The following is a 26,063-nucleotide window of genomic DNA, read 5'->3' as shown; positions in this document are numbered from 1 at the left end:
AAGAGCGGCGGCGCGGGCTTTGCGTTGTTTACCCGTATAGCGGGTGGGGCCGAAGTAGACCTGGTGCAGGCCTGCAAGCTCGGCAGCATCGGAGGCAGAAGCTCCGAGCGCGCGGAGCTCATCGGGTGTGCCAGGTATATGTTCCACCAGCGCAATCCCCGAGTTGCGTAGGCGGATGTAGGTTTCAATATCCCCCATGGCCACAGAGACTAAACCAGCACCATGTGCCCCGCAACCGGAGGAAGAAACACCCAGCTCAGGGGTGGGGAGACGTCGTTAGTAGAGCGCCGGTTTAATCGCATCCCACGCCGGCTGCAATTGCTTGCCAAACATCACCCAGTCGTGCACCCCGGCGTCGAGGTAGTCGGTGGTGTGGGGGAGGGAGGCGTCGTCAAGCGCGGCGGAAAACTCCTCCGTGCAACGCTTTGAGCCGGCCTCCAACAAGGTTCCGCCAATGCGGTCGTCGAGGGATTTATTGGCGTAGGCCGCCATTTCCTCATCCGACCACGCCCCCGACGCAGCGGAGAGATACAGCGCAGTACCACGCAACCCCGCCGGGTTAGCCACGACGTCATTGCGCACCCAGTCCGCTGAACCGTGCGGGCCCCACATGTTCCGCGGGTTGCCGCCCAGGCTGCCCACCGTCAGGTCAACCGCTCCCTGGCCCACCGTGCTCGTCGTGGAATAGCAGCCGGAAATACCCGCCACCGCATCGAAGAATCCCGGGTGGTTGTTGGCCATCATGACCGCGCCGGACGCGCCCATCGATAGTCCGATGATTCCGCGCTTGCCGTTGTGGTTCAGTTCCGCCTCAACCACCGGCGCGAGCTCCTGCGTGACGAAGGTGTTCCATTTGTGGCGGCCCAGCTTCGGGTCATCCTGATTCCAGTCCGTCCACATGGAACCAGCGCCCTGGGAGGGGATGACGATGCTGGCGTCGGAGTCGCCAAAGACGCGCTTCAGATGCCCCTTGGTGATCCAGTTGGAGGTTTCCGGGGAGTCGACACCTTCCAAGAAATACACCACCGGTCCACCGTTGCCGAGGACGACGTCGACGGGAATCTCGCGGCCCATGGATGGCGAGGAGACCAGCCACTTCTCACGGCCGGGCTCATCAGTCGGCGTGCGGGAGACAACGGACGCCGTGCTTATCGACGCATCCACCGGGTACGGATAGCCCTCCTGTTCCGATGTGAACAGATCAGTGAGAAGGTGTGAGGAGGAACCCATGGCGTTGATGATGCTGAACGTTGCGTCCACGCCCCAGCGTGAGGATTGCTCATCGCGGCTAGATTCCTGGTAGGCAGGGGCAGAGGACATGAGAAGTGCGCTGCTCAGAAGCGCAGAGAGAAGTTTCATAGACTGCTACATTAATACAGTTTCCGGTATGCTCGGCGCACATGCTCGGAAAGGATGACACCATGAAGATGGCCCCGCGCCACCGTCAGCAATTGCCACCGCTTCCGATGGTTTCGGCCAAGCTGGGGGAGCGGTTGGCCAGCCACGTGTTCGTGGAGGAAGGCCGGGAGCTGCTTCCGGAGTTGCAGGCCTTCCGCCGCGATATGCACCAGAACCCGGAGGTGGGTTTGCACCTGCCGCGCACGCAGGAGAAGGTGCTCGAAGCTCTTAAAGGGCTACCGTTGGAGATTCATCTCGGCCGTGACCTCAGCTCGATCGTCGCGGTCCTGCGCGGCGGCAAGCGCGGTGAGCGCCCGGTGTCGGTGTTGTTGCGCGCAGACATGGACGCCCTTCCGGTGCGCGAGCAGACGGGCAGTCCCTTTGCTTCGACGAATAACAACATGCACGCCTGCGGCCACGACCTGCACACGGCCGGACTGATTGGCGCGGTGAAAATGCTGTGCCGCCACCGCGAGGAGTTGTTGGGCGACGTCATCTTCATGTTCCAGCCGGGCGAGGAGGGCCCGGGCGGTGCGCAGCCGATGATCGATGAGGGCGTGCTCGACGCCGCCGGCCGCCGCCCGATTGCCGCTTACGGTTTGCACGTCGGACCGCAGGATCGGGGCACCTTCCACCACATCGCCGGCCCGATGATGGCCTCCTCCTCGAACCTGGGTATCACCGTCTACGGCAAGGGCGGGCATGGCTCGCGCCCGCACGATGCGATCGATCCGGTTGCGGCTCTGGCGGAGATTCAGGTGGCGCTGCAGGTGGCGCTGACCCGGCGTTTCGATGCGAACTCGCCGATTGTTATCACGGTGACCAACCTGCGCGCGGGCGACGGCGCGGTCAACGTCATCCCGGACAAGGCGGAGCTGGGAGCGACGGTACGCGTGCTTCGCGACGAACACATCGACGCCGTGCGCCAGATGATCATCGAAGTCTCCAGCTCTGTGGCGGCCTCGCATCGTTGTACCGCGAAGGTGGACTTTGAGGTCCTGTATTCGGCGACGAAGACGTCACCGCGCGAGGATCAATTCGCGGCATCGCTGTGGGCCGGGATGTTTGGTGCGGAAAACGTGCTCACCATGGACACCCCGATGATGGCTTCGGAAGATTTTGGCGCGGTGCTCGCCCAGGTTCCGGGCACGTTCATGTGGTTCGGTACGGGAGATCAGCACACCCCGGAGCACATGCGCGAGTGGAACCACTCACCGCAGGTGCGCTTCGATGATTCCGTCCTGGGAGACCAAGCCGCAGCCTTGGCGGCGGTGGCTTTTGAGCGCCTCGCCGCCGAGGATGCGCACCCCTCGCCGGCCACGAAGGCTATGCGTGCGCCGGTGCAGGATGCGCAGCCGCCTTCTTCCGCAGCGCAATAGTGCCCCAGATGGTGGCTACCCATTCGGCTAGCACGATGACCATGCCGGCGAGGAGGGGCCAGATGGCGGCGTCGAACGCAGTGCTTAACGACGGGAAGAGGTTCTTTGTGGTGTGCACCGCGATGGCGATAATGAGCCAGCGCACCGGCTGCTTCTGGGATAGACCGTAGGCGCTGAGCCCAGCGAACAGCGAGTGGGAGAGCGGGTTGGACGCCAGGCGAATGACCACCGCCGCGATTACACCGGAGCTATCCGAGTCGAGGTTGTCCGCCGTCATGCGCGCGAAGGCGGTGGCGTCCTCACCCACAGTGAAGCCGATCCCCACGGCCACGCCCACGAAGACGTAGTCGAGCCAACTGCGGGGCCGGATGACGCAGGTGCAGATAAGCAACACACCGAGGAACTTGAGCACTTCCTCGATGAGCGGCGCATACCCCGCAGCGCCCAGCCAGTCCAAGCCAACGCGGGCGAGAAGGTGAGTCATGTTGGTATTGAGTTCCACCGCGAGCCCGGAGACAGCAAAGCCCCACACCACGCCGTGCGCAATTCCTGGGCGGCGGCGCAGGAAGAACAGCGCGAGGGAGACGAGTACGGCGGCGAAGGCCACCGCAGTCAGCGCGCTGGCGGGCAGAAAGGGTTCATGGGTGTAGTGAACAACGGTCACCCCCAACGCGCCGAGGGTCAGCAGGTAGTACAGGTACTTCATGCGTCCTCCGGCTGCACGCGGTCGGCGAAGTCACTTGCCTTCGGTCCGTAGATGTGGAGGAAGGAGATGGTGTTGTTGTGCCGCTGAGACAGCGTGATGCCGTCGCCGTCCTCGACGCGGTAGAGCTCGGCAGCCTGGGTGGTGATTGGGGCGTCGGTCAGCGCGCTGGTCCCGTTGAAGGAGCGGTGCTGGCGCGGCAGGTAGGTCTCGACTTCGTGGGAGGAGCTGCCTTCCTCAGAAATGATGGTCGCGCTCCCGCAGTTCCAGGTCTGCGAGGAAGCGTACGGATCCTCCGGGCATTCAAGCCCCGGGATACCGCGCACGGGGGTGGTGTCGGGAGTGGGGTCGGGGAGGAGGGCGTCGGCAAGCGGTACTGCGGCGAGGACGCCGATGCAGGAATAAATTAGTGTGTTTCTCATGCTTTTGACCCTACGAACTGCGGGTTTGCGCCGGTATCCTCCGCAGGGAGGATTTTGCGGAGCTTTACGATGCTGACAATCGTGGTGACCCACAGGCAGATGAGGATGAGGAAGGTGGGGAAGATGGGCCATAGGGCGTCGTCAAACGCGGTAGAGATAGACGGGCCGAAATTAGCCGTGAAGTGCACCGCCATGGCGATGAGCAACCAGCGCACCGGTTGCCGGCGGGAGAGCCCGTAAGCCGCGATTGCGGTGAAGAAGGAATGCATGAGCGGGTTCGCGATGAATCGGGCAAGGAGCCCCAGAAGCGTTCCCTTGAGATCAGAATCGAGGTTCTCCAGTGTCATGTTGGCGTAGTAGATGGCGTTCTCGGTCACGCTAAAGCCCATGCCCACGGCCACGCCGACGAAGACGTAGTCCGCCCAGTGGCGCGGCCGGATGACGCAGGTGCAGATGAAGACGACGCCGAGGAATTTAAGGACTTCCTCGTTAAGCGGGGCGATTCCAGCGATGACCAGCCAGTCCGGGACCGTACGGATGAGGAGGTGGTTCATGTGCTCGTTGAGCTGGCCGGCGACAGTGGAGACCGCAATACCCCACACCACCCCGTGCGCAATGCCCGGGTGCTTGCGCAGAATCAGCAGCGTGAGACCGATTGCCACGGCCGCGTACAACACTGCGGCGAGCGCGCTGGTAGTGACGAAAGCGCCGTGGGAGAAATTATAAGCGGTGAACACCAGTCCGGCGGCGGTGAGCAGTTCGTACAAAGTCTGTGTTCTTCTCATGCGGTTTAGGTTATGAACCGCGCCCGGGGTGCCGGTATCCTCCGCAGGGAGGATTTTCCGGAACGCAGGGAGAACTATCGTGGCAACCATGACGAGAAAGACGCGACCACTGTGGATCACGGTGCTGCTCATTCTGCTCTGCGTGGTGGCGGATTTGGCGGCATGGATCCCCCATATCGAAAACTTCGAGGGGACGGATCAGGAAGCCCTTGTTTTGGGCTTGATGGGTCTATTTAGCTTCGCCACGTGGATTCTGCTGCCCTTCGCCCTGCACCACTCACGGCGGGAGCGCAACATCCACGAGGAGTACCCCGGCCACCCGGTGGTGCTGGTTGCGGCTCTGCTCGTCCTGGTACTAGGCGGGTTTCGCCCATTGTCGCTGTCAGTGCTGGTGGTGTTGATTTCAATCATCTCGCGCGGCCGATTGCGGTGGTCCCTGGCGGGGACGGCGGTCTTCGTGGCCTCGTGTGTGACCGTTATCTCTGTGCCTTACATTCGGATGAACATCTTCGATCCCTTTGGTTACGTGTTTTATGAAAGCCTCTTTCTTATCGTTGCCTGGATTACGGGCTCGGTGCGCGCGCAGCGCCGCCAGCGCGAGGTCACGCTGGTGAGCCTGGCTGAGCTCAACGAGGACCAGCTGCGCTCGCGCGAGGAGCGCGCCCGTCTGGAGGAGCGCAACCGCATTGCGCGCGATATCCACGATTCCCTCTCGCACCGCCTCAGCCTCATCTCCGTGTACGCGGGTGGCCTGAGCTACCGCAAGGACGCCGACCCGGAGCGGGTCGCCGAGGCGGCAGACACCATCCAGACGGAGGCGAAGGCCGCCGTGGAGGACCTGCGCGGGGTGATCAAGGCGCTGCGCGTGGATGACCGCGTGGATCCGCGCGCGAGCATCGAGGAGCACATCGGGCGCGCCCGCGCGGCGGGGACGAAGGTGCGCTATAAGAAGGGGGATGTCGATAAGCTGAGTACCCTTGCCGCTCACACGCTGGGCCGCGCCGTGCAGGAGGGGCTGACCAACGCGCGCAAGTACGCGCCGGGGAAGAAGGTGACGCTCACCGTGGAGAACGAGGAGGATAAGGTGCGGGTGACCATGCAGAATAAGAAGGTGGCGGAGCAGCCAGAGTCCGGTGGCGGCAACGGCCTGCTGGGGTTGGAGGAGCGCGCCCGGCTGGCGGGAGGCACCTTCACAGTGCTTGACGACGCCTCCACCTTCACCTGGGTCCTCGAGCTACCGGAGGAGGCACACGCGTAATGATTTCAGTGGTGTTGGTTGATGATGAACAAGCGCTGCGGCGCGGTATCCGCTTCATCTTGGAGGGTGCGTCGGACATCGAGGTGGTGGCCGAGGCCAGCAATGGCCGCGACGGCGTGGCGCGCGTGACGGATCTGCGGCCCGATGTTGTCCTCATGGATATCCGCATGCCCGTCATGGACGGCATCGAGGCGGCAGGGCAGCTGCGCGCAAGTGCTCCGGATATACCGGTGGTCATGCTCACCGCTTTTGACACCGACGAGTTCATCGTGGATGCGCTGCATGCTGGGGCAATGGGCTTTTTGCTCAAGACCATCGAGCCGGAGGGCCTGGTCTCTGCGGTTCGGGCCGCTGCCACGGGGCAGCAGCTCCTGAGCCCGCAGGCCCTGAAGAACCTCCTGGCGCTCAAGCGTCCCGAGCCAGCGTCGGCAGAGGTGGAGGTGGTTGAGCCCTGCCCGCTAGAGGGCCTAAGCCGGCGCGAGAACGAAGTGGCACAACTCGTGGCCCAAGGTTTGGATAACCAAGAGATTGCCGGACAGCTCTACGTCTCCGTGACCACGGTGAAGACACACATCAAGCACATCTTGGACAAACTGGGCGGTACCAATCGGGTGCACATTGCGATCGCGGTGTTGGAATCGCGTTAGCGTCGGCGGAGGAAGGCGGAAAAGATGCCGATGATAGCGATGACGACCACGATGGCAGAGGCCGCCGGCCAGTATTGGGGGTAGTACTTGAGCGTATAGCCGAAGACCTGGCTGTCGTTGAACTGTTGGGCCAGTGCGATGGGCATCCACCACAGCTTCGTGAGAGTCAGGACCGCGCCGAGGAGGCCGGTGATAAAGCGGCGGGTACTGCGCAGGAAGAAGCTGGCCGCCACGAGGAGAACACCAACAATCGTGAGTGCGAAAAGCAGAGGCGTATCCACGGCGAGCGGCGAGCCATTAATGAGGAACTCGTGGTCCACTTCGTGCTGTTCGATAAGGGTATAGCCGTCAAGGACGACGTCGTCTGGGAGCCCCATTTACTTCTCCTTCTGCTCAGCGCTCGGGTCGTAGCCGTCGGCCCAGGTATCGGTGTCGAAATCGTAGTCGACGTTCTCACCCTTTTCATCGGTGCGCTGGTACCAGTCCGTATAGCGGTGCGCTGAGGAGTCGAAGTCGGAGCCGGCACCGCGGCCGTCATCGGCGTGCTCGATGGATAGCTCGAAGTCATCGCCGTGCTCCTCGATGCCACGCACGACGGCGTTTTCTACCGCGGCGCGCGCGTAGGCGCGGCGGATGAATACCGGGTCGGAGCGCAGGTCCTTGATGAAGGCCACCATCATGACCAGCAGCACGATGCAGAAGGGTAGCGCCGAGAGGATGGTCAGGTTCTGCAGGCCGGTGAGTACGTCTTCGCCGCCGGTCAGCAGCATGACAACAGCGATGCCCATCATGCACAGGCCCCAGAAAATGACGATGATCTTGTTCGGGGCGGGATTGCCCTTGGAGGACATGGTTCCCATGATGACCGAAGCGGAATCCGCAGAGGTGATGAAGAAGACCGCCAGAACGGTGATCAGGATGAAGGGCGTGATGCTGCTCAGCGGCAGGTTGTCGAACATGGCGAAAAGAACCTGCTCGCCGGAGGCCGAGCCATCAAAGTTGGGTAGTTCTTCGCGCTGGAAGGTAATGGCCGTGCCGCCGAAGATGGTGAAGGCCGAAATGAGGATGAGGGAGGGGGCGAAGACGGTGACGGCTGTGAATTCGCGCAGCGTGCGGCCGCGGGAGATGCGGGCCACGAACATGCCGACGAACGGCGTCCACGCAATCCACCAGGCCCAGTAGAAGGCGGTCCAGTAGGACTGGAACTCGATGGTCTCATCGCCCCAGGGGGATAGGCCTTTGGCCATCATCGGTAAAAGTTGGTCGATGTAGGTGACGATGCCGGAGGGCACGAGGTTAAGCAGGAGCAAGGTCGGACCGGTGAAGAAGGCAAAAATGACCAAGCCCAGCGTCAGCGTGATGTTGAAATTGGAGAGGTAGCGCACACCGCGGGAGACACCCGAGACCGCCGAGATGATGAAACCGCAGCCGAGAACAGCGATGATTACGATGAGCACGGAGTTGGTCAACGGGCCGGCGCCGCGGATGATGGAGACGCCTTGGCCGATCTGGATGGCGGAAAGCCCCAGCGTGGCGGCGGTGCCGAAGAGCGTGGCGACGAGAGCGAGGACGTCGATAAGCTTGCCCAGTGGGCCGTCGGTATCGCGGGACCCAAACAGCGGCTTGAAAATCGAAGACACCAGCGGAACGCGCCCGCGGCGGTAGGAAGAATAAGCGATTGCCCCGCCGACGAGGGCATAGGCAGCCCAGGGCGAGATTCCCCAGTGGTAGTGCGCCTGGGCCATGGCCTGGTGCAGGGCCTCGACGCTGTTGCCGTCGACCGTGTGGGGCGGCGGCGTGATGTAGTGCGAGAGCGGCTCCGAAGGACCATAGAAGAAGATACCGACGCCGATGCCAGCACCAAACATCATGGCAACCCAGCTGAACCAGCCAAACTCGGGTTCTTCATCATCGGTGCCGAGCTTGATGCGCCCTAGCCGGGAGCAGCCGATGTAGAGCATGGTCGCCACGGCCAGCATCATGGTGATGTTAAGCAACCATCCGGCGTTGGTGATGGCCCAGGAAAAGGCAGCGGAAGATGCCGCCGAGACGGACTCTGGTGAGCTAATGCCCCAGATGATGAAAGCTACGACGAACGTGGCCGTGCTGAAGAAAGTGATTTTATCGAGCCTGAAAGCGTTGCGCTGATCCTCCACACCGATACCGGGGACCAAGCCGGGGTGCATGTCGTGAGGATAGATGCCAACGGGTGGACCTGTAGATTTTCGAGTGTTCACCCTCACCATTATCGCAGGTGCGCACAATGACAGTGGTGTGAGCTAGGATGAAGGCACTTATTTCTGCGTCGATTGGAATGCCATGTCGCTGCCTAATTTTGATGAGAATGTCCGTGAGCTGGAGGAAGCCTTCGCTTGCTTCGAGCGCGTGGAGGAACACGTGCTCGACCCGAACCTGTTGCTATCGGTGAAATAATTCGCGGACAACCGGGGGTTACCCGTGCTAGGAGATCAGGACCGCATTTCCGCTGCGGTGATCTTTTCAATGAGCGTATCCAACTCCGCGCGGCTGGGCTGCGTGAGCGGGTTGACCACGCAGAAATCTAGGAGGAAGTAGCCGGCCGTTTGCAAGGCGGTGTGGCGCTCCCAGAACTCGCTGATATCGGAGTGATTGGTGGCCAGTGACTGGATGCTGCGGCGTTCCGAGAGCAGCTCGTAGTGCAGGTCGCGGCGCTGTGCCAGCGCCTCCTCCGGGGTCTTAATCAACAGCGCGCCTAGCAGGGCGGCCATTGCCTCGAAGCAGCGCGTTTGCAGGCGGTAGTGGTTGGTCCGCTGAGCGCGTGGCTTCCACAGCCACAAGAAGAGCATGGCCACGATCACGGAGAGCCCAATCTCCGCCATGCGCGAGCCGATGGTGTGGGCCATGTGCTCCGAAGAGTTGCCCATCAGCAGTGCCAGGGGAGTGGAGAAGATGACGCATAGCGCGTAGTTCTTCACCACCAGAATCTCCGCGCAGAACTGGCAGAAGGCCAACGCGAGCACCAACCCCCAGCCGTGCGGGCTGAAAGAGGCAATGAGCGCAAAGACGCACACGCCCAAGACCGAACCCAGCATGCGCTGGATGCCGCGGATTGTTCCCGGCACCCGGTCCGGCCCCCACTGCAAGAGCAGGAGCACCGACACCGCGCCCCAGTCTGGGCGGTTAAGCCCCAGCGCCATGCCAATAAAAGCGGTAGCTAGACCGCCAAGCGCGATCTTTTCCGCCGTGACCACCGCGTGGGAATTGCCCACCGCGGCGCGGTAGAAGCGGTAGCGCATCGTCGGCTTGGTGTGCGGGATGCTGGTGCGGTCCGGGTCCACGTAGGTGGGGGAATCAGACAGCTCATCCGAGTTGCCGCCCACCTGCTTGTGGTGCGCCACGATGCGTTGTTGTGCCGCTAGTGCGCGGTGCACCAAGTCCGCCTGGGCGGGGTGGCGGATGCGGCCGCCGCGGATGACGCCGGCGTCGGCAAGCGCTTGCCACGCCGTGGAAATCGCGGACTGCGCCTGGTGGTGGCGAGCCAGGAAATCGCTATCGGAGTTCACGAAGGCATCGGCGGCCTTTTCCAACGCGGCCACCGCGCGGGTCTCCGGGCCATGCGGATCCCGGAAACGCGGCAGCATGCCTAGCACGTAGCTGGCCGCCACGCCGGCCAGGCTCCACGCGGCCACCTCCCACGGTGAAACCCCGCGCAGCATTGTGGAGCCACCGGCCACCATCACGATGAAGAAGGAACCCGGCGGCGGCAGCCGCAGCGCATTCTGCACGAACGCGCCGATGGTTGCTAGAGCCACCGTAAACACCGCGGACAGCGCCAGCCCATGCACGCCGACGAGGGAACCGGCCGTGGCCGCCAGCGTGAGCAGCCCGCCGGCGGTGAGGATCACGCGGCGTCGCGTGCGGTAGGGGTGCCCCTCGCCATAGATGACGGAGAAGGCGCCGGCGGAAATGAGCAGCACCGCATCCGGGTGGCCCGTTAAAACAGCGATCCCGCCGGGGATAATGATCGCCAATGCCGCGCGCAGGGCACCGGGCCAACGGCGCGCGGAGGTGTTGAAGGCGGTAAAGAGCTGAAGGGCGTTAGGGCGTTGCGGCAGTGGGTGTTCCATATCGGGAGAACACCTTACTCGCTTCGCCGCGCTCGACCAGCCGGCCGTCCTGCAGGACCGCCACCGTGGGGCACAAGTGGCGCACGACGTCGATGTCGTGGGAGACAAAAACCAGCGTCATGTCCTTCGTCACGCGCTGCAGCAGCTCCAGGACCTGGGCCCGAGAGGTGGCGTCCAGCGCCGAGACGGCCTCGTCCGCCAGCAGAATATCCGGCTTGCCTACCACGGCGCGCGCCAGCGAGATGCGCTGGCGCTGCCCGCCGGAGAAGTCCCGCGGATAGCGCTCGAAGCCTTCGATGCCGACCTCCCGCAGCACGGCCTCGGCCTCCTCGCGGGTCCCGCCGCCCTCGGCCACGATCTTCCAAATAGGCATGCGCGGGTTGAGCGAGGCTTTGGGGTCTTGGAAGACCATGTGCACGCGCTTGGCGACGTCCACCGTTCCCGAGGTCGGCTCCGCCAAACCGGTGAGCAGCTTGAGCAGCGTGGATTTGCCGGAGCCGGAGCCGCCGACGATGCCGAGGCGCTCGCCCTCGCGGACGGTGAGGGAGACGTCGTCCAGCGCGGTCACCCCGCGGTAGGTCTTGGTCACGTTTGTGAGCGTGATGACGGGCTCGCCCAAGGTAGGTACGGGTGGTGGGGTGAGATCGGGCGTGGTGACCTCGCCGATGCGCACGACGCGGTCGCACACGCGCTTGACGACGTCCCGGTCATGGCTAATAAACAGCAGCGCGGTGTCCTCGTTGTCCGCGGCTTCCACGATGGTGGTCAGGATTTCTTCCTGGGTGAAGGGATCCAGCGCGGTGGTCGGTTCATCGCAGATGAGGAGCTTGGGGCGGCGGGCCATGGCCATCTCGATGAGTGCGCGCTGGCGCTGCCCGCCGGAGAGCTGGTGCGGGAAGCGGTTGAAGCCGGGCACCTTCATCAGCGGGTCGAGCGCGGTCATGGGTTCCTGGAAGACCATGGCCAGCGGCAACTTGCGCAGATCGCGGTCGCGCATGCCCAGCAGCTCCTGGCCGTTGAGCTTAATGGAGCCGGTGGCCTGCAGGTGATCGGGCAAAAGCCCCATGATGGCCAGGGCAGTCAGGGACTTGCCGCTGCCGGAATCGCCGACGAGGCCGACGCGCTCGCCGGGAGCGATGGAAAAGGAGAGGGGGCCAACGGGGCCCACGCGCAGATCAGTGACGGTCAGCATGGCTTCCTAGCAGGTTGAATCCGAGGACGGTGCCGGCGATGGCCAGCCCGGGCCACAGCGCCTGGAGGGGGTGGGTGGCCAGGAGGGGTTGGGCGTCGTGCAGCATGCGGCCCCACGAAGCCGTCGGCGGGGCAGTACCCAGGCCGAGGTAGGACAGGCCGGCTTCGGCGAGGACGGCCAGCGCAAAGTAGACGGAGGCCTGGATGGCCACGATCCCGCCGAGGTTCGGCAGGACGTGGCGCCACGCGATGAGCGCCGGCGGCACGCGCGAGATGTGGGCGGCGGCGATATAGTCCTGCGTCATGATTTGCAGCGTGCCCGAGCGCGTGACCCGGATGAAGGAGGGGATGCCGGCAATGCCGATGGCGATGGTCGCCGTGAGCGTCGACGAGCCCCACACCGCGCCGGCGACGATGGCCAGCAACAGCGCCGGGAAGGCGAGCAGCAGGTCGGTGGCCGCCATGATGAAGCCACCACCGCGCATCCCGGCGATAATGCCGAGTGGCACGCCGATGAGTGCGGCGATGGCCACCGCCACCACGCCCACCAGCACGGTGATCTGGGCGCCGGCGAGGATGCGGGAGAAGGTATCGCGCCCGAAGCGGTCGGTGCCCATGAGGTGCTCCAGGCTGGGGCCGGCCAGGCGGTCGGGGGAGATGAGGTTCGGGTCATAGGGTGTCCACACCAGGGAGACCAGCGCAAGCAGGATGGTCAGGCCCACCAGGAAATAGCCGGGTTTCATCGCGCCTCCTTCAGCCGCGGGTCGATGACCCGGTAGGCCAGGTCCGTGAGCAGGTTGACGGTCAGGGTGAAGGTCACGAAGACCATGATGAGGGTCTGGACGGTGGTGAGGTCGCGGGTGGAGACGGCGTCGAGAAGCAGAGAGCCCAGACCTGGAATGACGAAGACGTTCTCGATGATCACCGCGCCCACCACCAGGGTGCTCAGCTGCACGCCGGTGACGGTGAGCACGGGCAGGGCGGCGTTGCGCAGGCCGTGGCGGATCAGTGCCCCGGTGCGGGATTCACCCAGGGAGCGGGCGGTGCGGATATAGTCCTTGTCCATTTCCTCGCGGAGGGTGGCGCGCACGTAGCGGGTGAGCATGGCGCCCTGCACCAGTGCCAGCGAGATGACAGGAAGCACGAGGTGGCTCAAACCCTCGCGCGGCAGCTGCCAGCCGTTGGCGGGCAGCCAGCCCAGGTGCACGGAGAACACGGCAACCAGCAGGATACCGACGAGGAAGCTCGGCACCGCAATACCCAGCTGCGTGGCGGCGTTGAGCACGGGGAGCCTAAAGCGGGCCAGCAGGATGCCCATGGGGATAGCCCCGGCTAGTGCGAGGGCGATGGCCAGCCCGATGAGCAACAGCGTGACCTGCGCGCGGTCAACCACGAGCGGGGTGATGTCCTGCTGCGAGGACAGCGAGACGCCGAAGTTGCCGGTCAACAGCCCTTTCATCCACTCCAGGTATTGCACGAGAAGCGGGCGGTCCAGGCCCATGGCGTGGGTCAGCTCCGCCACGGATTCATCAGTGGCGTTGACGCCCAAGGCCACGCGCGCCGGGTTGCCGGGCACGGCCCGCATGAGCAGGAAGATGATGATGGAGGCGGCCCACATGGTGCCGAGGAAGCGCAGGACTCTCATCGCACCCCTCGCAATTCAATGGCATCGGTGATCTGGTTCGGCTGCAGGCCGGTCAGGCCCTCGCGGTAGAGCACGATATTGGGCATATTCATCAAGGTCAGGGCGGGCATATCTTCCATGATCTGGTCCACGGCGCCTGTCATGTCATCCTGTTCCAACAGCGTGCGGGCCCGCGGCGAATCATAGCCGAGGTAATAATCCGGGTTGCCAAAAATCGTGGGGATATCGCGCGGCTCGACGTGGGCGACGAGCGACATCTGATAGTCCTTTGCGCCCATGACTTGGCTCAGCCACACCGCGGGAAACTCCGCGGTCTTGAGCGTGACCTCAAAGCCCATCTCCGTCAGCTGCGAGTAGAGGAACTCGGAGAGCGTTTGGGCATAGGGCAGGCTCGGCACCGTGAGCGTGAGCGGCGTGCCTACTGCTCCGGCCTCCTCCATCAGCGCGCGGGCGCGCGCAGGCTCATAGGGGTAGTAGTCCTTCCCGCTAAACCAGGGGTCAGTGGGCGGGACGGGTGCTCCGCCAGTGTCCTGCGCGCGGCCTTCCCAGAGGATCTCGTTGGCCGCGTGGCGGTCGATTCCATACGCCACGGCGCGGCGCACGCGGGGGTCGTCGAAAGGTGCTGCTTGGTTGTTCATAGACAGCAACACCTCGCCGTTGGTGGTGCCCACGGCGGTTTCGATGGAGTCATCGAGGGTGTCGAGAAGCTCCGGGTTCTGCACGCCCCACACCGCGTCCACCCCGCCGGAGCGCAGGGCGTTAACCGCGGTCAGCGAATCCGGGAAGTAGCGGATGGTGATGTCTTCTTCCGCTGGGGTGCCCCAGTAGTCTGGGCGGGCACGCAGTGCGATGTATTCGTTGGGGGAGAAGCCCGCGACGGCAAAGGGGCCGGTGCCCACCGCTTCGGTGGGAGTGCGCATAGCACCGATGGCGGTGCCCATGGACCATAACCACCCGGCGGAGGGCCGTTTAAGGGTGACGAGGAGCGTGTGATCGTCGACAGCCGTGGCGGATTCCACCACGTCCATCTGGGCGCTAATGCCGTTCGTCCACTCCGTCTTCACCGCGTTGATGGACCACGCGGCGGTGTGCGCGGTGAAAGCCTCGCCGTTGGAGAAGGAAGCCTCACGCAGGTGGAAGGTATAGCGTGTGGACTCGACCTCCCAGGATTCGGCGAGGCCGGGCACAATCTCTCCCTCCGGCGAGATGCGCACCAGGGTCTCGTAGACGTTGCTCATGAGTGCTGCCGGGATGGCGGCTCCGCCGACGGTGGTGAAATCCAGGGAGGTCGCCGGCGTCGTGGTGGCCAGCGTCAGCGCGGCGGAGTCAGAATCAACCACTGCCGTGGAGCCAGCAGTACACGCGCTTAACGACGCCCCCACGACCACCCCCAGCGCACCAATCCAGGCCCTCATCATCCTTCCGACAGCTTGACCTCGAGCGGGGACGTGGTGCCGCGCACGTTCGTCATACCAAGCGTCATTCGGTCCCCGAGGTACAGGATTTCGGTGCACTCGACGGGATGCCCGGAGTGATCCGAAATGTCTAAGTGCAGGCGCCACAGCGGGGTGCCGGGCTCGACATTAAGGGAGCGCGCATCCTCCTCACTGGCGGACGTGAGGGAGAGCTCGCGATTGACGTTGTCGAAGTCCACGCCCTGCTTACGTAGGTGATCGTGGACAGACTCGTTGTCGGCATCGAAGTTGAGGATGTGGCTGCCCACGTCCAGTGGGAAGAACATGCGCTCGATGGCGATGGGCATGCCGTTGGCGCTGCGCACTCGGTGCACAAAGATTACGGGGGAACCTGTCTCTACCCGCAAGAACTCGGCTTCCTGCTCGGAAGCAGGGCAGCGCCCCAGCCACAAGGTGGACGCGCCGGGCTCGAAGCCGCGCTCGCGCAGCCAGTGCGTCACGGAATAAATGGAGTCGAAGGACTCCGAGGTAAAACGGCCGAGGACGACAGAGCGGCGGCCGCGGCCGGAGGAGATGAGGCCTTCCGAGCGCAGTGCCGCGACGGCTTGGCGCACGGGGCCGCGGGAGGAGGAGAATTGCTCGCAGAGCTCGGCCTCGCTGGGCAGGAAATCACCAGGAGAAAGCTTCTTGCTGCGAATGAGGGTGCGCAGGTAATCAGCGATCATGCTGTGTTGCTGTGTACGGCGAAGGGCCACCGAAATTCTCCTCTATGTAGAACAACGCTGTGACGGGCAAAGATGTGCGTACGCGCGCCTGCGCGTGCGCCTACATCTGCCACGCTTGTGCCAGGTTTGCCATATTACCCAACGCTGCCTTGTGGCTTGTGGATTGCAGGGAGATCATGAGCTCATCAGCCTGGGCCAACTTCTGGAAGTCGGTGAGATACTCGTGCACGTGCTCTACATTGCCGACGGCGGAGTACTGCAGCATGGCGATGATCTGCTGGCCCTGAGGGGAGTCGATGATGCGGGCGACGTCGTCGTCGCTGAGCTGCTTGCCGCGGCTGACGAAGGCCTTAACGCGGCGGAAACAGACCTTCTCGAATTCCTCTTCTGCGTTATCCCCGGCGGTGACGTTGACGCCGGCGATGACATAGGGCTCGGGGTGGGCCTCGGAAGGCTGGTAATTCTCGCGGTAATAGGCCGTGGCGGCTTCCAAGTGCTGCGGGGCGAAGTGCGAGGCGAAGGCATAAGGCAGGCCATATTTGGCGGCCAGGGAGGCGCCGAAGAGCGAGGACCCCAGGATGTAGATCGGCACGTTGGTGCCGTGGCCGGGGATGGCCTTCACGCCGGGGATGAGAGATTTGCCGGAAAGGTAGCCCTGCAACTCCTTGACGTCCTCGGGGAAGCGCTCGGCGGCGTTTCTATCGCGGCGCAGGGCGCGGCCCAAGGTCTTCATATCGGTGCCGGGTGCGCGGCCCAGGCCCAAGTCGATGCGGCCGGGGTAGAGCTCGGCGAGGGTGCCGAATTGTTCAGCGATGACATAGGGTGCGTGGTTCGGCAGCATGACGCCGCCGGAGCCCAATCGGATGCGCTCGGTCTTCGCGGCGATGTGGGCGATGAGAACCGCCGGGGCGGAGGAGGAAATAGAGGGCATGTTGTGGTGCTCGGTGTACCACATGCGCTCAAAGCCCAAGGCCTCCGCTTGTTGCGCCAGCTCGACCGACCTGGCCATGGACTGGGAAGGAGATTCCCCCGGGTAGATGGTGCAGAAATCGAGGATGGATAGGGCGGCGCGGGGCGTCATGAACTACTCACTTTTCTTCGACGAGGATGTAGATACAACGTCGATGATAACGCCGATGACGAATGCGAGGAGCGTGGGAACCACCCAGCCCAGGCCAACGTCTTGGCCAGGGGAGAAGCTGAGCGGGGCGCCGAAGGAAGTGGCGGCGGACCACAGCACGGAAACCCACAGTGCCAGGCGGAAGCCCCAGTAGAAGGTGACCCACTTCTTGACTACCGGTTGCAGAAGCGTCAGCGCGATCAGCGAGATAGCCGGCGGGTACAAGAACACGATGAAGGGAACCGCGATGGCAAGCACCGTGTCCAGGCCTTGGAAGGCGAAGGCGATGGACAGCGCGGTAAACAAGCAGGCCCAGAAGTGGTAGTTGGTCTTCGGCACGAGCAGAGCGAAGAACTCCGAGGTGGCGGAAATCAGGCCCACGGCGGTGGTCATGCACGCCAAGATGACGATGGCGGAGAAGACGGCCTGGCCGACGTTGCCCATGGTGAGGTTGGAGGCGTCGGCAAGCAAGGCGGCGCCGGAATCATAGGAGGCGCCATTCGGCATGGTTTGGCCGATCCACGCCAGGCCCAGGTAGATAGCGGCAAGCAGCGCACCGGCGATGACGGCGGACGTGATGGTTCCGCGCAGCAGCGCGCGGTTGGTGGAGAAGCCTTTGGAGCGCAGCGAGGTCACGATGACGATGGAAAAAGCCAGGCCTGCGATGGCGTCCATCGTGTTGTAGCCCTCGAAGAGGCCCGTGACGAAGGGCGCGGAGGCGTACTCCTCAGTCGGGGCGCCGGGGATGCGGGGATTCGCCACGGTGGCGAGGGTGATGAGTACCGCGAGCAGGATGACCAGCGCCGGGGTGAGGAACTTGCCCAAGGTGTCAATGATGTTGTTGGGGCGCCAAGCCAGTGCCAATGCGATGAGGAAGAAGACGACGTTGAAGGCGCCGTTGGCGAAGGTTCCTTCCCAGCCAAGCAGCGGGGTAATCGCGGTTTCCATGGACACCGCGCCGGTACGCGGCAGGGCATAGAAGGCGCCGATGGCCAGGTAGGCGATGACGGAGAAGGCCACGCCGAAAATCTTGCCGCCGTGGTTTCCGATATCGCGTACGGACTGGCCGGAAATGGCCACCGCGATCACCGCTAAAACCGGCAGAGCTACGCCAGCAGCGAGGAAGCCCAAGGTAGCAGGCCAGAAGTTGGTGCCGGAGGAGACACCGACCTCCGGCGGGAAGATGAGGTTGCCCGCTCCGAAGAACATGGAGAAGAGCATGAGGGAGGCAACGATCACGATGCCGATGGGCGAGCTCGTCTTCGAAGCGGACTGGGCGGGGGCCTGAACGTCATTAATGGACATTTTTCTAAGGATAATGCCCATGACATGAGATGTAAATTTTAGCTAAATGCTTTCTCCAGCCGGTCGAGTGCCTCTTCGAGCAGCTCACGGGAGGTTGCAAAATTAAGACGGGCATGATGCTCGCCGCCCGTACCGAAAGTCACGCCCTCGTTGAGGGCTACCTTGGCGTGCTCGCGCACCCAGGCCGCGGGCTTCGGGTTATCCCCAATGGCGGTCTCGCTAAAGTCCAACCACAGCAGGTAGGTGGCCTGCGGGTGGGAGGTTTTGAGACCCGGAACGCGCTTGGGTAACTCCTCCACCAACCAGTCGCGGGTCTTCTTCAGGTACTCAATCTCCTCGTCAAGGAACTCCCCACCGTGGCGGTAGGCGGCCTCCGCAGCCAAGACACCGAGCGTGCCGGTGCCGTCCTTAGCCACGCCGGTCAGCGAGTTCCAACGCTCGACATCCGCGGTGTTGGAGAAGATCACCTGCGCGCACTTGAGGCCCGCGGTGTTCCACGCCTTGGACGTGGCGGTGACGGTAATAACGCGATCGGACAAGGCACCGAGCGGGATGTGGCGGCCCTCGTAGACCAGCGGGGCGTGGATCTCATCGGAGAGGATGCGGGCATCATACTTATCCGCCAGCTCCACGAGGCCCCGCAGCCAGTCCTCGTCGAAGACGATGCCCAGCGGGTTATAGGGGTGGGAGAGCAGGATGGAGCCGGCGCCGGCCTTAAAGGCGCGCTCGATATCCTCTAGCTCCAGCGAGGTTTCAATCTTCTCGCGCCCGGCGGTCTCCGGCAGCTCCAGCAGCGGCGGGTAGGAGGGGACCGGCACGGCCACGGCACCCTCGGTGAAGTACTGCACCCCGAGCAGCAAGCCGCGCACGACATCCCCGATCCAGAAGACGTGTTCCGGGCGCCAGCCGTAGCGGGATTCATAGAAATCCGCCAGCGCCGCGTTGAGCTCGGAGGCCTTGGGTGCCGGCGTGTAGCCGAAGGACTCGGCGTCGACAGCCTCTTGGATGGCTTCCTTGACCGCCGGCGCGGTGAGGAAGTCTGATTCAGCGATCCACAGAGGAATGATGTCCTCGTCATAGACGGTCCACTTGCGGGTGCCGCGGGCACTAAGTTCTTTCAGGCTAGGGAAATGCATGCGCCCCACCTTACTCGTCGTTGGGCTGCACAAATCCGTATTTTTTCAGCCGCTGGCGGTCGGCGGCGGAGGCGGATTGGGTCAAACGCAGCAGCTCGGCGTAGATGCCACCGGACTGCGCCAGCTCGGCCGGCGAACCAATTTCGGAGATGCGTCCGCGGTCCAGGGTGATGATGGTGTCCACGTCCGCGATGGTGGAGAGGCGGTGCGCGATGATGAGCGTGGTGCGGTTCTTCATGAGCTCGTCCAGACCGGCCTGCACGGCGCGTTCGGCCTTGGTGTCCAGCGCCGAGGTTGCCTCGTCGAGGACGAGGATGGGGGCGTCCTTCAGCATGGCGCGCGCCACGGCCACGCGCTGCTTCTGCCCGCCGGAGAGCTTGAGGCCGCGCTCGCCGATGACGGTGTCGTAGCCATCGGGGAATTCCTCGATGAAGCCGTGTGCATTGGCGCGCTTGGCGACGTCCACGATCTCCTCCATCGTCGCTCCCGGCTTGCCATAAGCGATGTTTTCCCGAATTGTGCCGGAGAAGAGGTAGGACTCCTGGAAGACCACGCCGACCGAGGCGCGCAGGCGCTCCGCTGTAATTTCCGCGGCGTCGTGGCCCAGTACCGTTAGCTTGCCCTCGGTGGGCTGGTAGAGGCCCAACAGGAGGTTGACCAGGGTGGACTTGCCGCCGCCGGACTCGCCAACGAGCGCGACCTTGTGGCCTTCCTGGGCGGCGAAGGTGATATCGGCGACGACCGGCTTATCCGATTCATAGGAGAAGGACACGTCCTCGAAGGCAAAGACCGGGCCTTCCGTGGGGCGCAGCGGTTCAGCCGGGGTGAGGTCGAGCTCCGGCACGTCGGAGGTTTCAGCGGCGGCGACCAGCTGCGGGTTGACCGTGGGCTCTGGGACTTCCTCCATGACCTTGAAATAATCCTTGGAGCCGGCGATGGCGCGCTGGCTGACATCCACGATCCAGCTCATCATGAACACCGGCTGCTTGGCCATATTCACCAGCTGCAGGAGCATGACCATGTCACCGATGGAGAAGTGGCCTTCCAGAGTGCGCCAGAAGATCAGGCCATAGATGCCTAAGAAGATCAGCGCCATGGCCGCGCCGCGCGCGGTGTCCATGGAATGCCACCAGCGCGACTGCGGCTTCGTGGTATCCACCACCGTGCGGTAGTGCGAACCGAAGGAGGCCAGCTCGCGGGCTTCGGCGACGAAAGACTTGGTCACCTTCACCTGTCCGATGACCTCCGCGAAGCGCCCGTTGGCCACGTCAATGTTTTCATTCTTGGTGGCCTCATACTCCTGCCAGCGCTCCGAGGTCAGCGCCGTGAGCCAAGTATAGATGGGGAAGAGTGCGGCCAGCAGGATGGCCAGCGGCCAGTAGTACACCGCGGTGATGACCAGGACTGCCGCAGCCTGGATGAGCATGACGAAGAAGTTATTGGAGAAGGACTGCAGGAACTGCGTGATATTCGCAATCGAGCGGTCCAAGCACGCGATGATGGTGCCGGTGACCTGGTTGTCGTAATAACTCTGCGGCACAGAGAGCAGCTTGGCAAAGTAGCGCGTCGAAAGAATCTGGCGCAGGCGAGAGACCATCACATCGCCGATATAACCGCCGATATTCTTCACCACGTTGCCCAGCGCGTCCGCCACAAAGAGCGCGACGACCCACCACAGGATCGTGCGCAGCGGGCCTCCCGCGACGACGGTATCGGTGGCCTCGCGGAGGATGAAAGGTGTCAGCAGCGACAGAATCGCGGTGACTGACGCGGTGATTAGGACGCCGAGATAGAACGGCCACAGGGCCGAGGCGCTGCGGACGATACGGAGAATAGAGTTCATCGCCGGCCGATGTTACGCCCTTAATAGGAATATCCAACCCGTCGACTAAGGTAGGGGAGAAACCGAAGTCGTGATGGAAAAGGATCCGCGGTGAAGAAGTACCTCCCCCTAGCGTGTGCCCCGCTGTGCCTGGCTGCTCTCTCAGGCTGCAGCATCCTCCAGCCGCCGGACGTGGGCCCGCAGGACAACATCGTGGTCTCCAGCTCGGAGCCGCCGGCCTTTGAGGTCAAGGACGTGGATGCCCACGAGGTCACCTCCAACTTGGCAGCCCCGGTAAAGGACGAGGGCCTCAACGTGGAATTTGAGCTGCAGGGCCTGTACTCCGGCGGTGGCGGAACGGTGCTGACGGTGAAGATTCACAACCTCAACGAGGCGCCGATGCCTGTCGACGCCCTTCCGGAACCCACCCTTGAGCGTGCCGACGGCAACGGCGGCTGGGCCACCGTGGATTCGATTGATGTTGACCCCGCTGTTCACCCGGATGTGGCCGCGCCGGGCCTGGATCACCCGTTGGGCGCCGGTGCTTCCACCAACCTTCAATATGTCTATAACGTTGCCCCAGGCAACCTCTGGAATGCGCGCTTTAGCATTGGCAACGTGCGCTATGTAGGAGACCTCAATCTATGACGGAACTCGTCGTTCTAGCCTCGCCGGAGGGCAATCCCGCAGGCGTAGCCGACAAGGCCGCCGTACACACCGCGGATACACCGCTGCATTTCGCCTTCTCCGCATGGGTTGTGTGCGATGGCCAGCTGCTGCTGACCCGCCGTGCCCTGTCCAAGCTGACCTGGCCCGGCGTGTGGACCAATTCCTTCTGCGGGCACCCGGGGCCGGATGAGGAGACTGCCGACGCCGTCGTCCGTCGCGGCCGCTTCGAGCTCGGTCTGACCGGCACGCCGCGTTTGGTGTTGCCGGACTTTGCTTACCGCGCCGTGGATTCCTCCGGCGTGGTGGAGAATGAAATCTGCCCGGTCTATCTTTTCGAGACCGAAGACGATCCGGCTCCCAACCCGGAGGAGGTTGACTCCTTCGCGTGGGCCCCGGTGCGCGATGTCCTCGCTGCCGTCGATGCCACGCCTTTTGCCTTTAGCCCGTGGATGGTGGAGGAGTTGACCCACGAGCCGCTGCGCGCGGCCCTGTTGGGCTAGCCATTCTGAATGGGGCGGTGGAGCCTTGCGCCTGGATCAGAGCAGGCTGCCATCCTGGGCGAAGGCCGCCGAGATGTAATCCAAGCTGGCATAGGCCACGCGGTTTTCGCCATTGTCCAGGTTGTATTCCCAGATGGCGTGCTCAGGGCGGTAGGCCTCGAAGCCGGGCTTTCCGGTGCGCACGAATTCCCGCAACCACTCTGCCAGTGGTGATTCGCCAAAGAGCGGGCGCAGTTCCTCGCAGTGCAGGGCCGGGCTCGAGGAACGAGTGAATTCCATCATCCAGGTCTCACCCGGCGCCTTCTCCGCTACTTCTGCCGCCCAGCGACGGATGATGGAATCGCCCACCATCCGGCCCATCGGGCGCTCCTTGTCCATGTGCTGCGCTACCTGATACCAGGGTGTGAAACCGTTGCGGGGAAAGCCAAAACGCGGGGCCACATAGCGCAGGATGAGGCCGCGGAAAGGGGAGCGGTCAATCTTCTGCGTGGCCGGGATGTTGTAGAACTCGTCGCGGGTGCTGCCGAGGATGAGGGGGACGTCGGCAAGCTGCCCACACTCCAGTGGCGTGGGGCCCAGTGCCATATCGAGGCTGTACTTCTTGCGGAACTTGGCGTAGCCGGCGGCGAGCTCCTCCTGGCTCATCGACGCGAGAGAGGAGCGCGTAATGGGCTTCTTCATCGCCTGGCGCAACGTGGCTTGGCGTTCCTCGAAGGTCTCCCGGGGGAAGCCCGGGGAGAGCGCTATCGCCCGGCGAAAGGCCCCGCGGTAGTGGTCTCGTCGACACAGCCACAGCACGGCGTTGGCGCCGGCGGACTGACCCAGGACGGTGACGTTGGTGGGATCCCCGCCGAAGGATTCGATATTGCGCTGGATCCATTCCAAGCCCAGCTGCAGGTCCTCGATGGCGCGGTAGCGGTTGGGCTCATCATCGCGAAAACGTGCTAGTCCCGGCAGTCCCACGCGGTAGCCCAGCTGCACGTGGACGATGCCCGCCTGCGCGGTGGGCGTGCCTTCGGCCCGGGGATCCTCGTGGGAACCGTGCTCGTAGCGGCCGCCGTGGATGTAGACCAACGTGGGCGCCAGTGACGTGGCGCGGCTGCCGGGTGCGGGGGCGGTGATGGTCAGCGCGACCTTCTCCGGATGCGGGGTGCGTGCGTCCTGGTCACGTGGCGGGGCGGGCTCGGGGTTGTCAAAATCCCCCGGGATATGGGAGTACTCGATGGAGTGGAAATGGGCCACGTCCTCATCGAGATAGCCGGTGATGGTGCCCGCGGGGCAGGTGACGTCGAAAGGTGCGCTGCTCATGGTACACAGGCTACCCTGAGGGCATGGAATGGCTCGTGCAGGCGCCAGTGTGGGCGCAGATGGCGGTGCTCGCCGTCACCGCAGCGCCGGCCGCGACCGTCATGGGCTGGGTGCTGATGTGGGCAATCGACCGGGTGAATTCGTGGCTAGTGCCCGCGACTAGGATGAAGAAACATGACTCCCGATGATCACCGCGAAGGCCTGTGGGACCCCGAGCGCTCACAGCCTTCCCACCGCAAGCGCGCACTACCCAAATCCCGAGTGAGCGTGACCCTCTGGTTGATGATCGCGCTCATCGTTGTGGTGGCTATCGTCGGCGTCGTCCTTTAAAGGGACGGTCTTCCTGATGGGAAGACGCCGCTAGGGGCGCCGTGCTTGCCGACGCCCCCCTGCCCTAGCGCTCGGCGCCGGGCCTCTTCGCCGCCTGTGCGAGGCGCTGGTAGAGCTCCTGCTTCGGCAGATCCTCCAAGAGCACCGGCTTGCCGGCGGTATCGCACAACGGGATGCACCAATTGGGGTACTGGTCTTTCGTCGTGCCCGGCTGGTTCTGTGCGCGCACGTCACCGACCATGTCTACGAGGTTGGTCACCGTCAGCGCCGAGGGGGTTCCCGCAACATAGCGGTGCAGGGCGACGAGCACATCCTCTTCGCTTTCGCGGTTCTCCAACATTCCATAGGCCTGCAGGTTGTCCTTGACCTTTTCCTGCCACGCGCGGTCCTCAGCCTCTTCTTCTGCCACCGGGCGGGTGAGCAGGCCCAGGCGGGCGCGCAGCGCGATGTGGTCGCCACGCAGGAAGGCGAGCGTCGGCGGCAGATCGTGCGTGCCCACCGAGGACATCGCCATGTGGCGGTATTGATCCTGCGGGCGCGGGGTGGGACCGTCTTCGGCATGCTCAAACCAGATGATCGTGGTGCCCAGCACGCCCATATCGCGCAAAGCGTTTTGGACCCACGGTTCCAGGGTGCCGAGGTCTTCGCCCACGAGGACAGCACCGGCGCGCTCAGCCTCCAGCGCGAGGATGCCGAGCATGGCCTCCCAGTCATAAGTCACGTAGGTGCCGTTGAGCGGGGTGGAGTGGCGCGGGATCCAGTACAGGCGGAACAGACCAAGGACGTGGTCGACGCGCAGACCACCAGCATTGCCCAGCATCGTGCGCAGCAAATCACGCCATGGCTCGTAGCCGGCTTCCGCCAGGCGTACCGGGTGCCACGGCGGCTGGGACCAGTCCTGGCCCTGCTGGTTATAGTCATCCGGCGGGGCCCCCACCGAGCACTGCGGGGCGAGGTATTCCGCCAGGTTCACGGCATCAGCACCAGCCGGGTGGATGCCTACGGCCATATCGGTAATGAGCCCGATGCTCATGCCGGCGTCGAGCGCGCGGCGCTGGGCGGCATCCAGCTGCTCATCGCAAAGGAATTGCAGCCAGGAATAGAACTCGGCCAAGTCCCTGACGTCGAGGCTCAGCGCGTGGCGGCGTCCACTGTGACGCGAGAGCTCAGCCTCTGCACACCACAGGGCGAAGCTGCGCAGGCCGCGGCCCTCGCGACGCTGGTACTCGCTGAAGGCGGTGCGGCGCTCTGAGGTCATCCCCTTGCTGAAGAGCTCCTGCAGGACCTGCAGCTTGGCTTCGAAGATGGAATCACGATCAATCTCTTCTGCCGACCGGTTGCGCTCGCGGAACTCGGCGGCGAGCTCGGCGACGTCTTCCTGAAGCTCCGGGCTGAGCTGTTTCAGCTCCGGAATATCCTCGATGCGGATATAGATCGGGTTGATGAAACGCCGAGTGGTGGGCAGATAGGGCGAATCCTCCACCGGTGGAATCGGCTCGCCCGCGTGCAGCGGGTTAATAAGGAGGAAGTCATAATCGGGCGCCAAGGTCTCCGCCAACTCGGCTAGGTCTCCGAAGTCACCCATGCCCCAAGACTTCTCAGAGCGCACCGAATACAGCTGCGCCATCGTGCCTGCTGCGGGGCGGTCGAGGTAGCGATCTGCCGTGCTCAGATGGTTCGGCACCACGATGAGCGGGCACTCGTGCTCGCCGATGCCGGGCGAGGATAAGTGCAGCTTGTGGAAACCTAAGGGCAGGTCCCCGGGGACGTGGAAACTGGCCTCGCCCCACATGGTTCCGGCGACGTCGGCAGCCGGGGCGTCGTTCCGGTCCTGGTAGGTCGGCCGCGTCTCGCCGTTTTCCAGCTCGATGGTAACGGTAACGGGGTCGCCGTCGTGGACGTGGACAACGAAGGATTTTTCGGCGCCTTCGCGGGCCACCACGCAGGGTGGCAGCGGGCGGGAGGCGCGTTCGAGGTAGTCCTCGAACAGGGCTTGAGTTAGCTCCTCATCGTCCGGACGTTCGGAGATAGAGACGCCAAGTGCGCGCAGCGTGTAGGTAATTGTCTCCTCGCTGACGTACACGGGCTGTCCGTTCTGGGCGGTGTACTCGCAGGCCACGCCGTGGCGTTGGGCAAGTTCTTGAAGCAGATCACGGGTAGTCACATCCCCCAATTGTGCCACGCCCTCCCTGCGCGCGG

The 26,063-nt window shown here is 63.8% G+C and carries 25 protein-coding genes and 1 pseudogene; 7 read left to right on the top strand and 19 right to left on the bottom strand.

Annotated features, from left to right (window positions below; genetic code table 11):
- Both HMPREF2537_RS03425 and HMPREF2537_RS03420 read right to left on the bottom strand, forming a co-directional pair.
- Window positions 1-198 (bottom strand): annotated as a pseudogene (locus tag HMPREF2537_RS03425) (HNH endonuclease); the annotation flags it as partial.
- A 78-nt stretch (window positions 199-276) separates the two neighbouring features.
- The gene (locus HMPREF2537_RS03420; protein ID WP_070525592.1) at window positions 277-1,359 is read right to left on the bottom strand and encodes an alpha/beta hydrolase; all 1,083 of its coding nucleotides are present in this window, start codon (window positions 1,357-1,359) and stop codon (window positions 277-279) included.
- Between the two features lie 62 nt (window positions 1,360-1,421).
- Here HMPREF2537_RS03420 and HMPREF2537_RS03415 point away from each other — a divergent pair, with 62 nt between their 5' ends.
- Window positions 1,422-2,777, top strand: coding sequence for a M20 metallopeptidase family protein (locus HMPREF2537_RS03415; RefSeq protein ID WP_070525590.1), 1,356 nt, complete (start codon window positions 1,422-1,424; stop codon window positions 2,775-2,777).
- Here HMPREF2537_RS03415 and HMPREF2537_RS03410 read toward each other — a convergent pair.
- From HMPREF2537_RS03410 to HMPREF2537_RS03400, 3 genes are read right to left on the bottom strand one after another with little or no spacing between them, the layout of a single operon-like run.
- Window positions 2,725-3,483, bottom strand: a complete 759-nt coding sequence (locus HMPREF2537_RS03410) for a PrsW family glutamic-type intramembrane protease (RefSeq protein WP_070525588.1) — start codon at window positions 3,481-3,483, stop codon at window positions 2,725-2,727. The two genes, HMPREF2537_RS03415 and HMPREF2537_RS03410, sit on opposite strands and share 53 nt — an antisense overlap.
- A complete protein-coding gene (locus HMPREF2537_RS03405) occupies window positions 3,480-3,902 on the bottom strand; it encodes a hypothetical protein (RefSeq protein ID WP_070525586.1) in 423 nt (140 codons plus the stop codon). The genes HMPREF2537_RS03410 and HMPREF2537_RS03405 overlap by 4 nt, the downstream gene beginning before the upstream one ends.
- Entirely contained in the window at window positions 3,899-4,687 is a 789-nt protein-coding gene (locus tag HMPREF2537_RS03400; protein ID WP_083298960.1) for a PrsW family glutamic-type intramembrane protease, read from the bottom strand. Before HMPREF2537_RS03400 ends, HMPREF2537_RS03405 begins: the two co-directional genes overlap by 4 nt.
- Window positions 4,688-4,775: 88 nt before the next feature.
- On the opposite strand from HMPREF2537_RS03400, the gene HMPREF2537_RS03395 reads away from it, so the two are divergent.
- Complete coding sequence (locus tag HMPREF2537_RS03395; RefSeq protein WP_246820224.1) at window positions 4,776-5,945, top strand: sensor histidine kinase; 1,170 nt, start codon at window positions 4,776-4,778, stop codon at window positions 5,943-5,945.
- Window positions 5,945-6,592 (top strand): response regulator, encoded by a 648-nt coding sequence (locus tag HMPREF2537_RS03390; protein WP_070525582.1) that lies wholly within the window; start codon window positions 5,945-5,947, stop codon window positions 6,590-6,592. Before HMPREF2537_RS03395 ends, HMPREF2537_RS03390 begins: the two co-directional genes overlap by 1 nt.
- On the opposite strand, the gene HMPREF2537_RS03385 is transcribed toward HMPREF2537_RS03390, so the two are convergent.
- The 12 genes from HMPREF2537_RS03385 to HMPREF2537_RS03330 all read right to left on the bottom strand — a co-directional run bounded on the left by HMPREF2537_RS03385 (window position 6,589) and on the right by HMPREF2537_RS03330 (window position 21,078).
- The gene (locus tag HMPREF2537_RS03385) at window positions 6,589-6,969 is read right to left on the bottom strand and encodes a hypothetical protein (RefSeq protein ID WP_070525580.1); all 381 of its coding nucleotides are present in this window, start codon (window positions 6,967-6,969) and stop codon (window positions 6,589-6,591) included. The genes HMPREF2537_RS03390 and HMPREF2537_RS03385 overlap by 4 nt on opposite strands.
- Window positions 6,970-8,778 (bottom strand): BCCT family transporter, encoded by a 1,809-nt coding sequence (locus HMPREF2537_RS03380; RefSeq protein WP_246820221.1) that lies wholly within the window; start codon window positions 8,776-8,778, stop codon window positions 6,970-6,972.
- Window positions 8,779-9,060: 282 nt separating this feature from the next.
- Window positions 9,061-10,698: an FUSC family protein gene (locus HMPREF2537_RS03375; protein ID WP_070525576.1), complete on the bottom strand. Its 1,638-nt coding sequence runs from the start codon at window positions 10,696-10,698 to the stop codon at window positions 9,061-9,063.
- A complete protein-coding gene (locus HMPREF2537_RS03370; RefSeq protein WP_070525574.1) occupies window positions 10,670-11,890 on the bottom strand; it encodes an ABC transporter ATP-binding protein in 1,221 nt (406 codons plus the stop codon). The genes HMPREF2537_RS03375 and HMPREF2537_RS03370 overlap by 29 nt, the downstream gene beginning before the upstream one ends.
- Complete coding sequence (locus HMPREF2537_RS03365) at window positions 11,874-12,632, bottom strand: ABC transporter permease (protein ID WP_070525601.1); 759 nt, start codon at window positions 12,630-12,632, stop codon at window positions 11,874-11,876. The genes HMPREF2537_RS03370 and HMPREF2537_RS03365 overlap by 17 nt, the downstream gene beginning before the upstream one ends.
- A complete protein-coding gene (locus HMPREF2537_RS03360) occupies window positions 12,629-13,534 on the bottom strand; it encodes an ABC transporter permease (protein ID WP_070525573.1) in 906 nt (301 codons plus the stop codon). Before HMPREF2537_RS03360 ends, HMPREF2537_RS03365 begins: the two co-directional genes overlap by 4 nt.
- A complete protein-coding gene (locus tag HMPREF2537_RS03355; RefSeq protein ID WP_070525571.1) occupies window positions 13,531-14,949 on the bottom strand; it encodes an ABC transporter substrate-binding protein in 1,419 nt (472 codons plus the stop codon). The genes HMPREF2537_RS03360 and HMPREF2537_RS03355 overlap by 4 nt, the downstream gene beginning before the upstream one ends.
- A complete protein-coding gene (locus HMPREF2537_RS03350; RefSeq protein ID WP_070525569.1) occupies window positions 14,949-15,704 on the bottom strand; it encodes a GntR family transcriptional regulator in 756 nt (251 codons plus the stop codon). Before HMPREF2537_RS03350 ends, HMPREF2537_RS03355 begins: the two co-directional genes overlap by 1 nt.
- Before the next feature lie 70 nt (window positions 15,705-15,774).
- Window positions 15,775-16,755: an LLM class flavin-dependent oxidoreductase gene (locus HMPREF2537_RS03345; RefSeq protein ID WP_070525567.1), complete on the bottom strand. Its 981-nt coding sequence runs from the start codon at window positions 16,753-16,755 to the stop codon at window positions 15,775-15,777.
- Between the two features lie 3 nt (window positions 16,756-16,758).
- Entirely contained in the window at window positions 16,759-18,099 is a 1,341-nt protein-coding gene (brnQ, locus tag HMPREF2537_RS03340) for a branched-chain amino acid transport system II carrier protein (protein ID WP_070525565.1), read from the bottom strand.
- 38 nt (window positions 18,100-18,137) lie between these two features.
- Window positions 18,138-19,235, bottom strand: coding sequence for a MalY/PatB family protein (locus HMPREF2537_RS03335; RefSeq protein ID WP_070525563.1), 1,098 nt, complete (start codon window positions 19,233-19,235; stop codon window positions 18,138-18,140).
- 10 nt (window positions 19,236-19,245) lie between these two features.
- A complete protein-coding gene (locus tag HMPREF2537_RS03330) occupies window positions 19,246-21,078 on the bottom strand; it encodes an ABC transporter ATP-binding protein (protein ID WP_070525562.1) in 1,833 nt (610 codons plus the stop codon).
- A 90-nt stretch (window positions 21,079-21,168) separates the two neighbouring features.
- Here HMPREF2537_RS03330 and HMPREF2537_RS03325 point away from each other — a divergent pair, with 90 nt between their 5' ends.
- Together HMPREF2537_RS03325 and idi are read left to right on the top strand one after the other, a co-directional pair.
- A complete protein-coding gene (locus HMPREF2537_RS03325) occupies window positions 21,169-21,705 on the top strand; it encodes a hypothetical protein (protein WP_070525560.1) in 537 nt (178 codons plus the stop codon).
- Window positions 21,702-22,226 (top strand): isopentenyl-diphosphate Delta-isomerase, encoded by a 525-nt coding sequence (gene idi, locus HMPREF2537_RS03320; protein WP_070525558.1) that lies wholly within the window; start codon window positions 21,702-21,704, stop codon window positions 22,224-22,226. The genes HMPREF2537_RS03325 and idi overlap by 4 nt, the downstream gene beginning before the upstream one ends.
- 36 nt (window positions 22,227-22,262) lie before the next feature.
- Here idi and HMPREF2537_RS03315 read toward each other — a convergent pair whose 3' ends face one another.
- The gene (locus tag HMPREF2537_RS03315) at window positions 22,263-23,534 is read right to left on the bottom strand and encodes a carboxylesterase family protein (protein WP_070525556.1); all 1,272 of its coding nucleotides are present in this window, start codon (window positions 23,532-23,534) and stop codon (window positions 22,263-22,265) included.
- 28 nt (window positions 23,535-23,562) lie between these two features.
- On the opposite strand from HMPREF2537_RS03315, the gene HMPREF2537_RS13120 reads away from it, so the two are divergent.
- Together HMPREF2537_RS13120 and HMPREF2537_RS12760 are read left to right on the top strand one after the other, a co-directional pair.
- A complete protein-coding gene (locus tag HMPREF2537_RS13120; protein WP_256375162.1) occupies window positions 23,563-23,697 on the top strand; it encodes a hypothetical protein in 135 nt (44 codons plus the stop codon).
- Window positions 23,698-23,708: 11 nt separating this feature from the next.
- Complete coding sequence (locus HMPREF2537_RS12760; RefSeq protein ID WP_168162398.1) at window positions 23,709-23,864, top strand: hypothetical protein; 156 nt, start codon at window positions 23,709-23,711, stop codon at window positions 23,862-23,864.
- A 64-nt stretch (window positions 23,865-23,928) separates the two neighbouring features.
- Here the strand turns inward: HMPREF2537_RS12760 and malQ are convergent, their stop codons facing one another.
- Window positions 23,929-26,028: a 4-alpha-glucanotransferase gene (gene malQ / locus HMPREF2537_RS03310; protein WP_246820219.1), complete on the bottom strand. Its 2,100-nt coding sequence runs from the start codon at window positions 26,026-26,028 to the stop codon at window positions 23,929-23,931.
- Between the last annotated feature and the right edge of the window lie 35 nt (window positions 26,029-26,063).

The organism is Corynebacterium sp. HMSC074E01 (genome assembly GCF_001808885.1).
Lineage (GTDB): Bacteria > Actinomycetota > Actinomycetes > Mycobacteriales > Mycobacteriaceae > Corynebacterium.
This window is presented reverse-complemented; position numbering and strand designations above follow the sequence as displayed.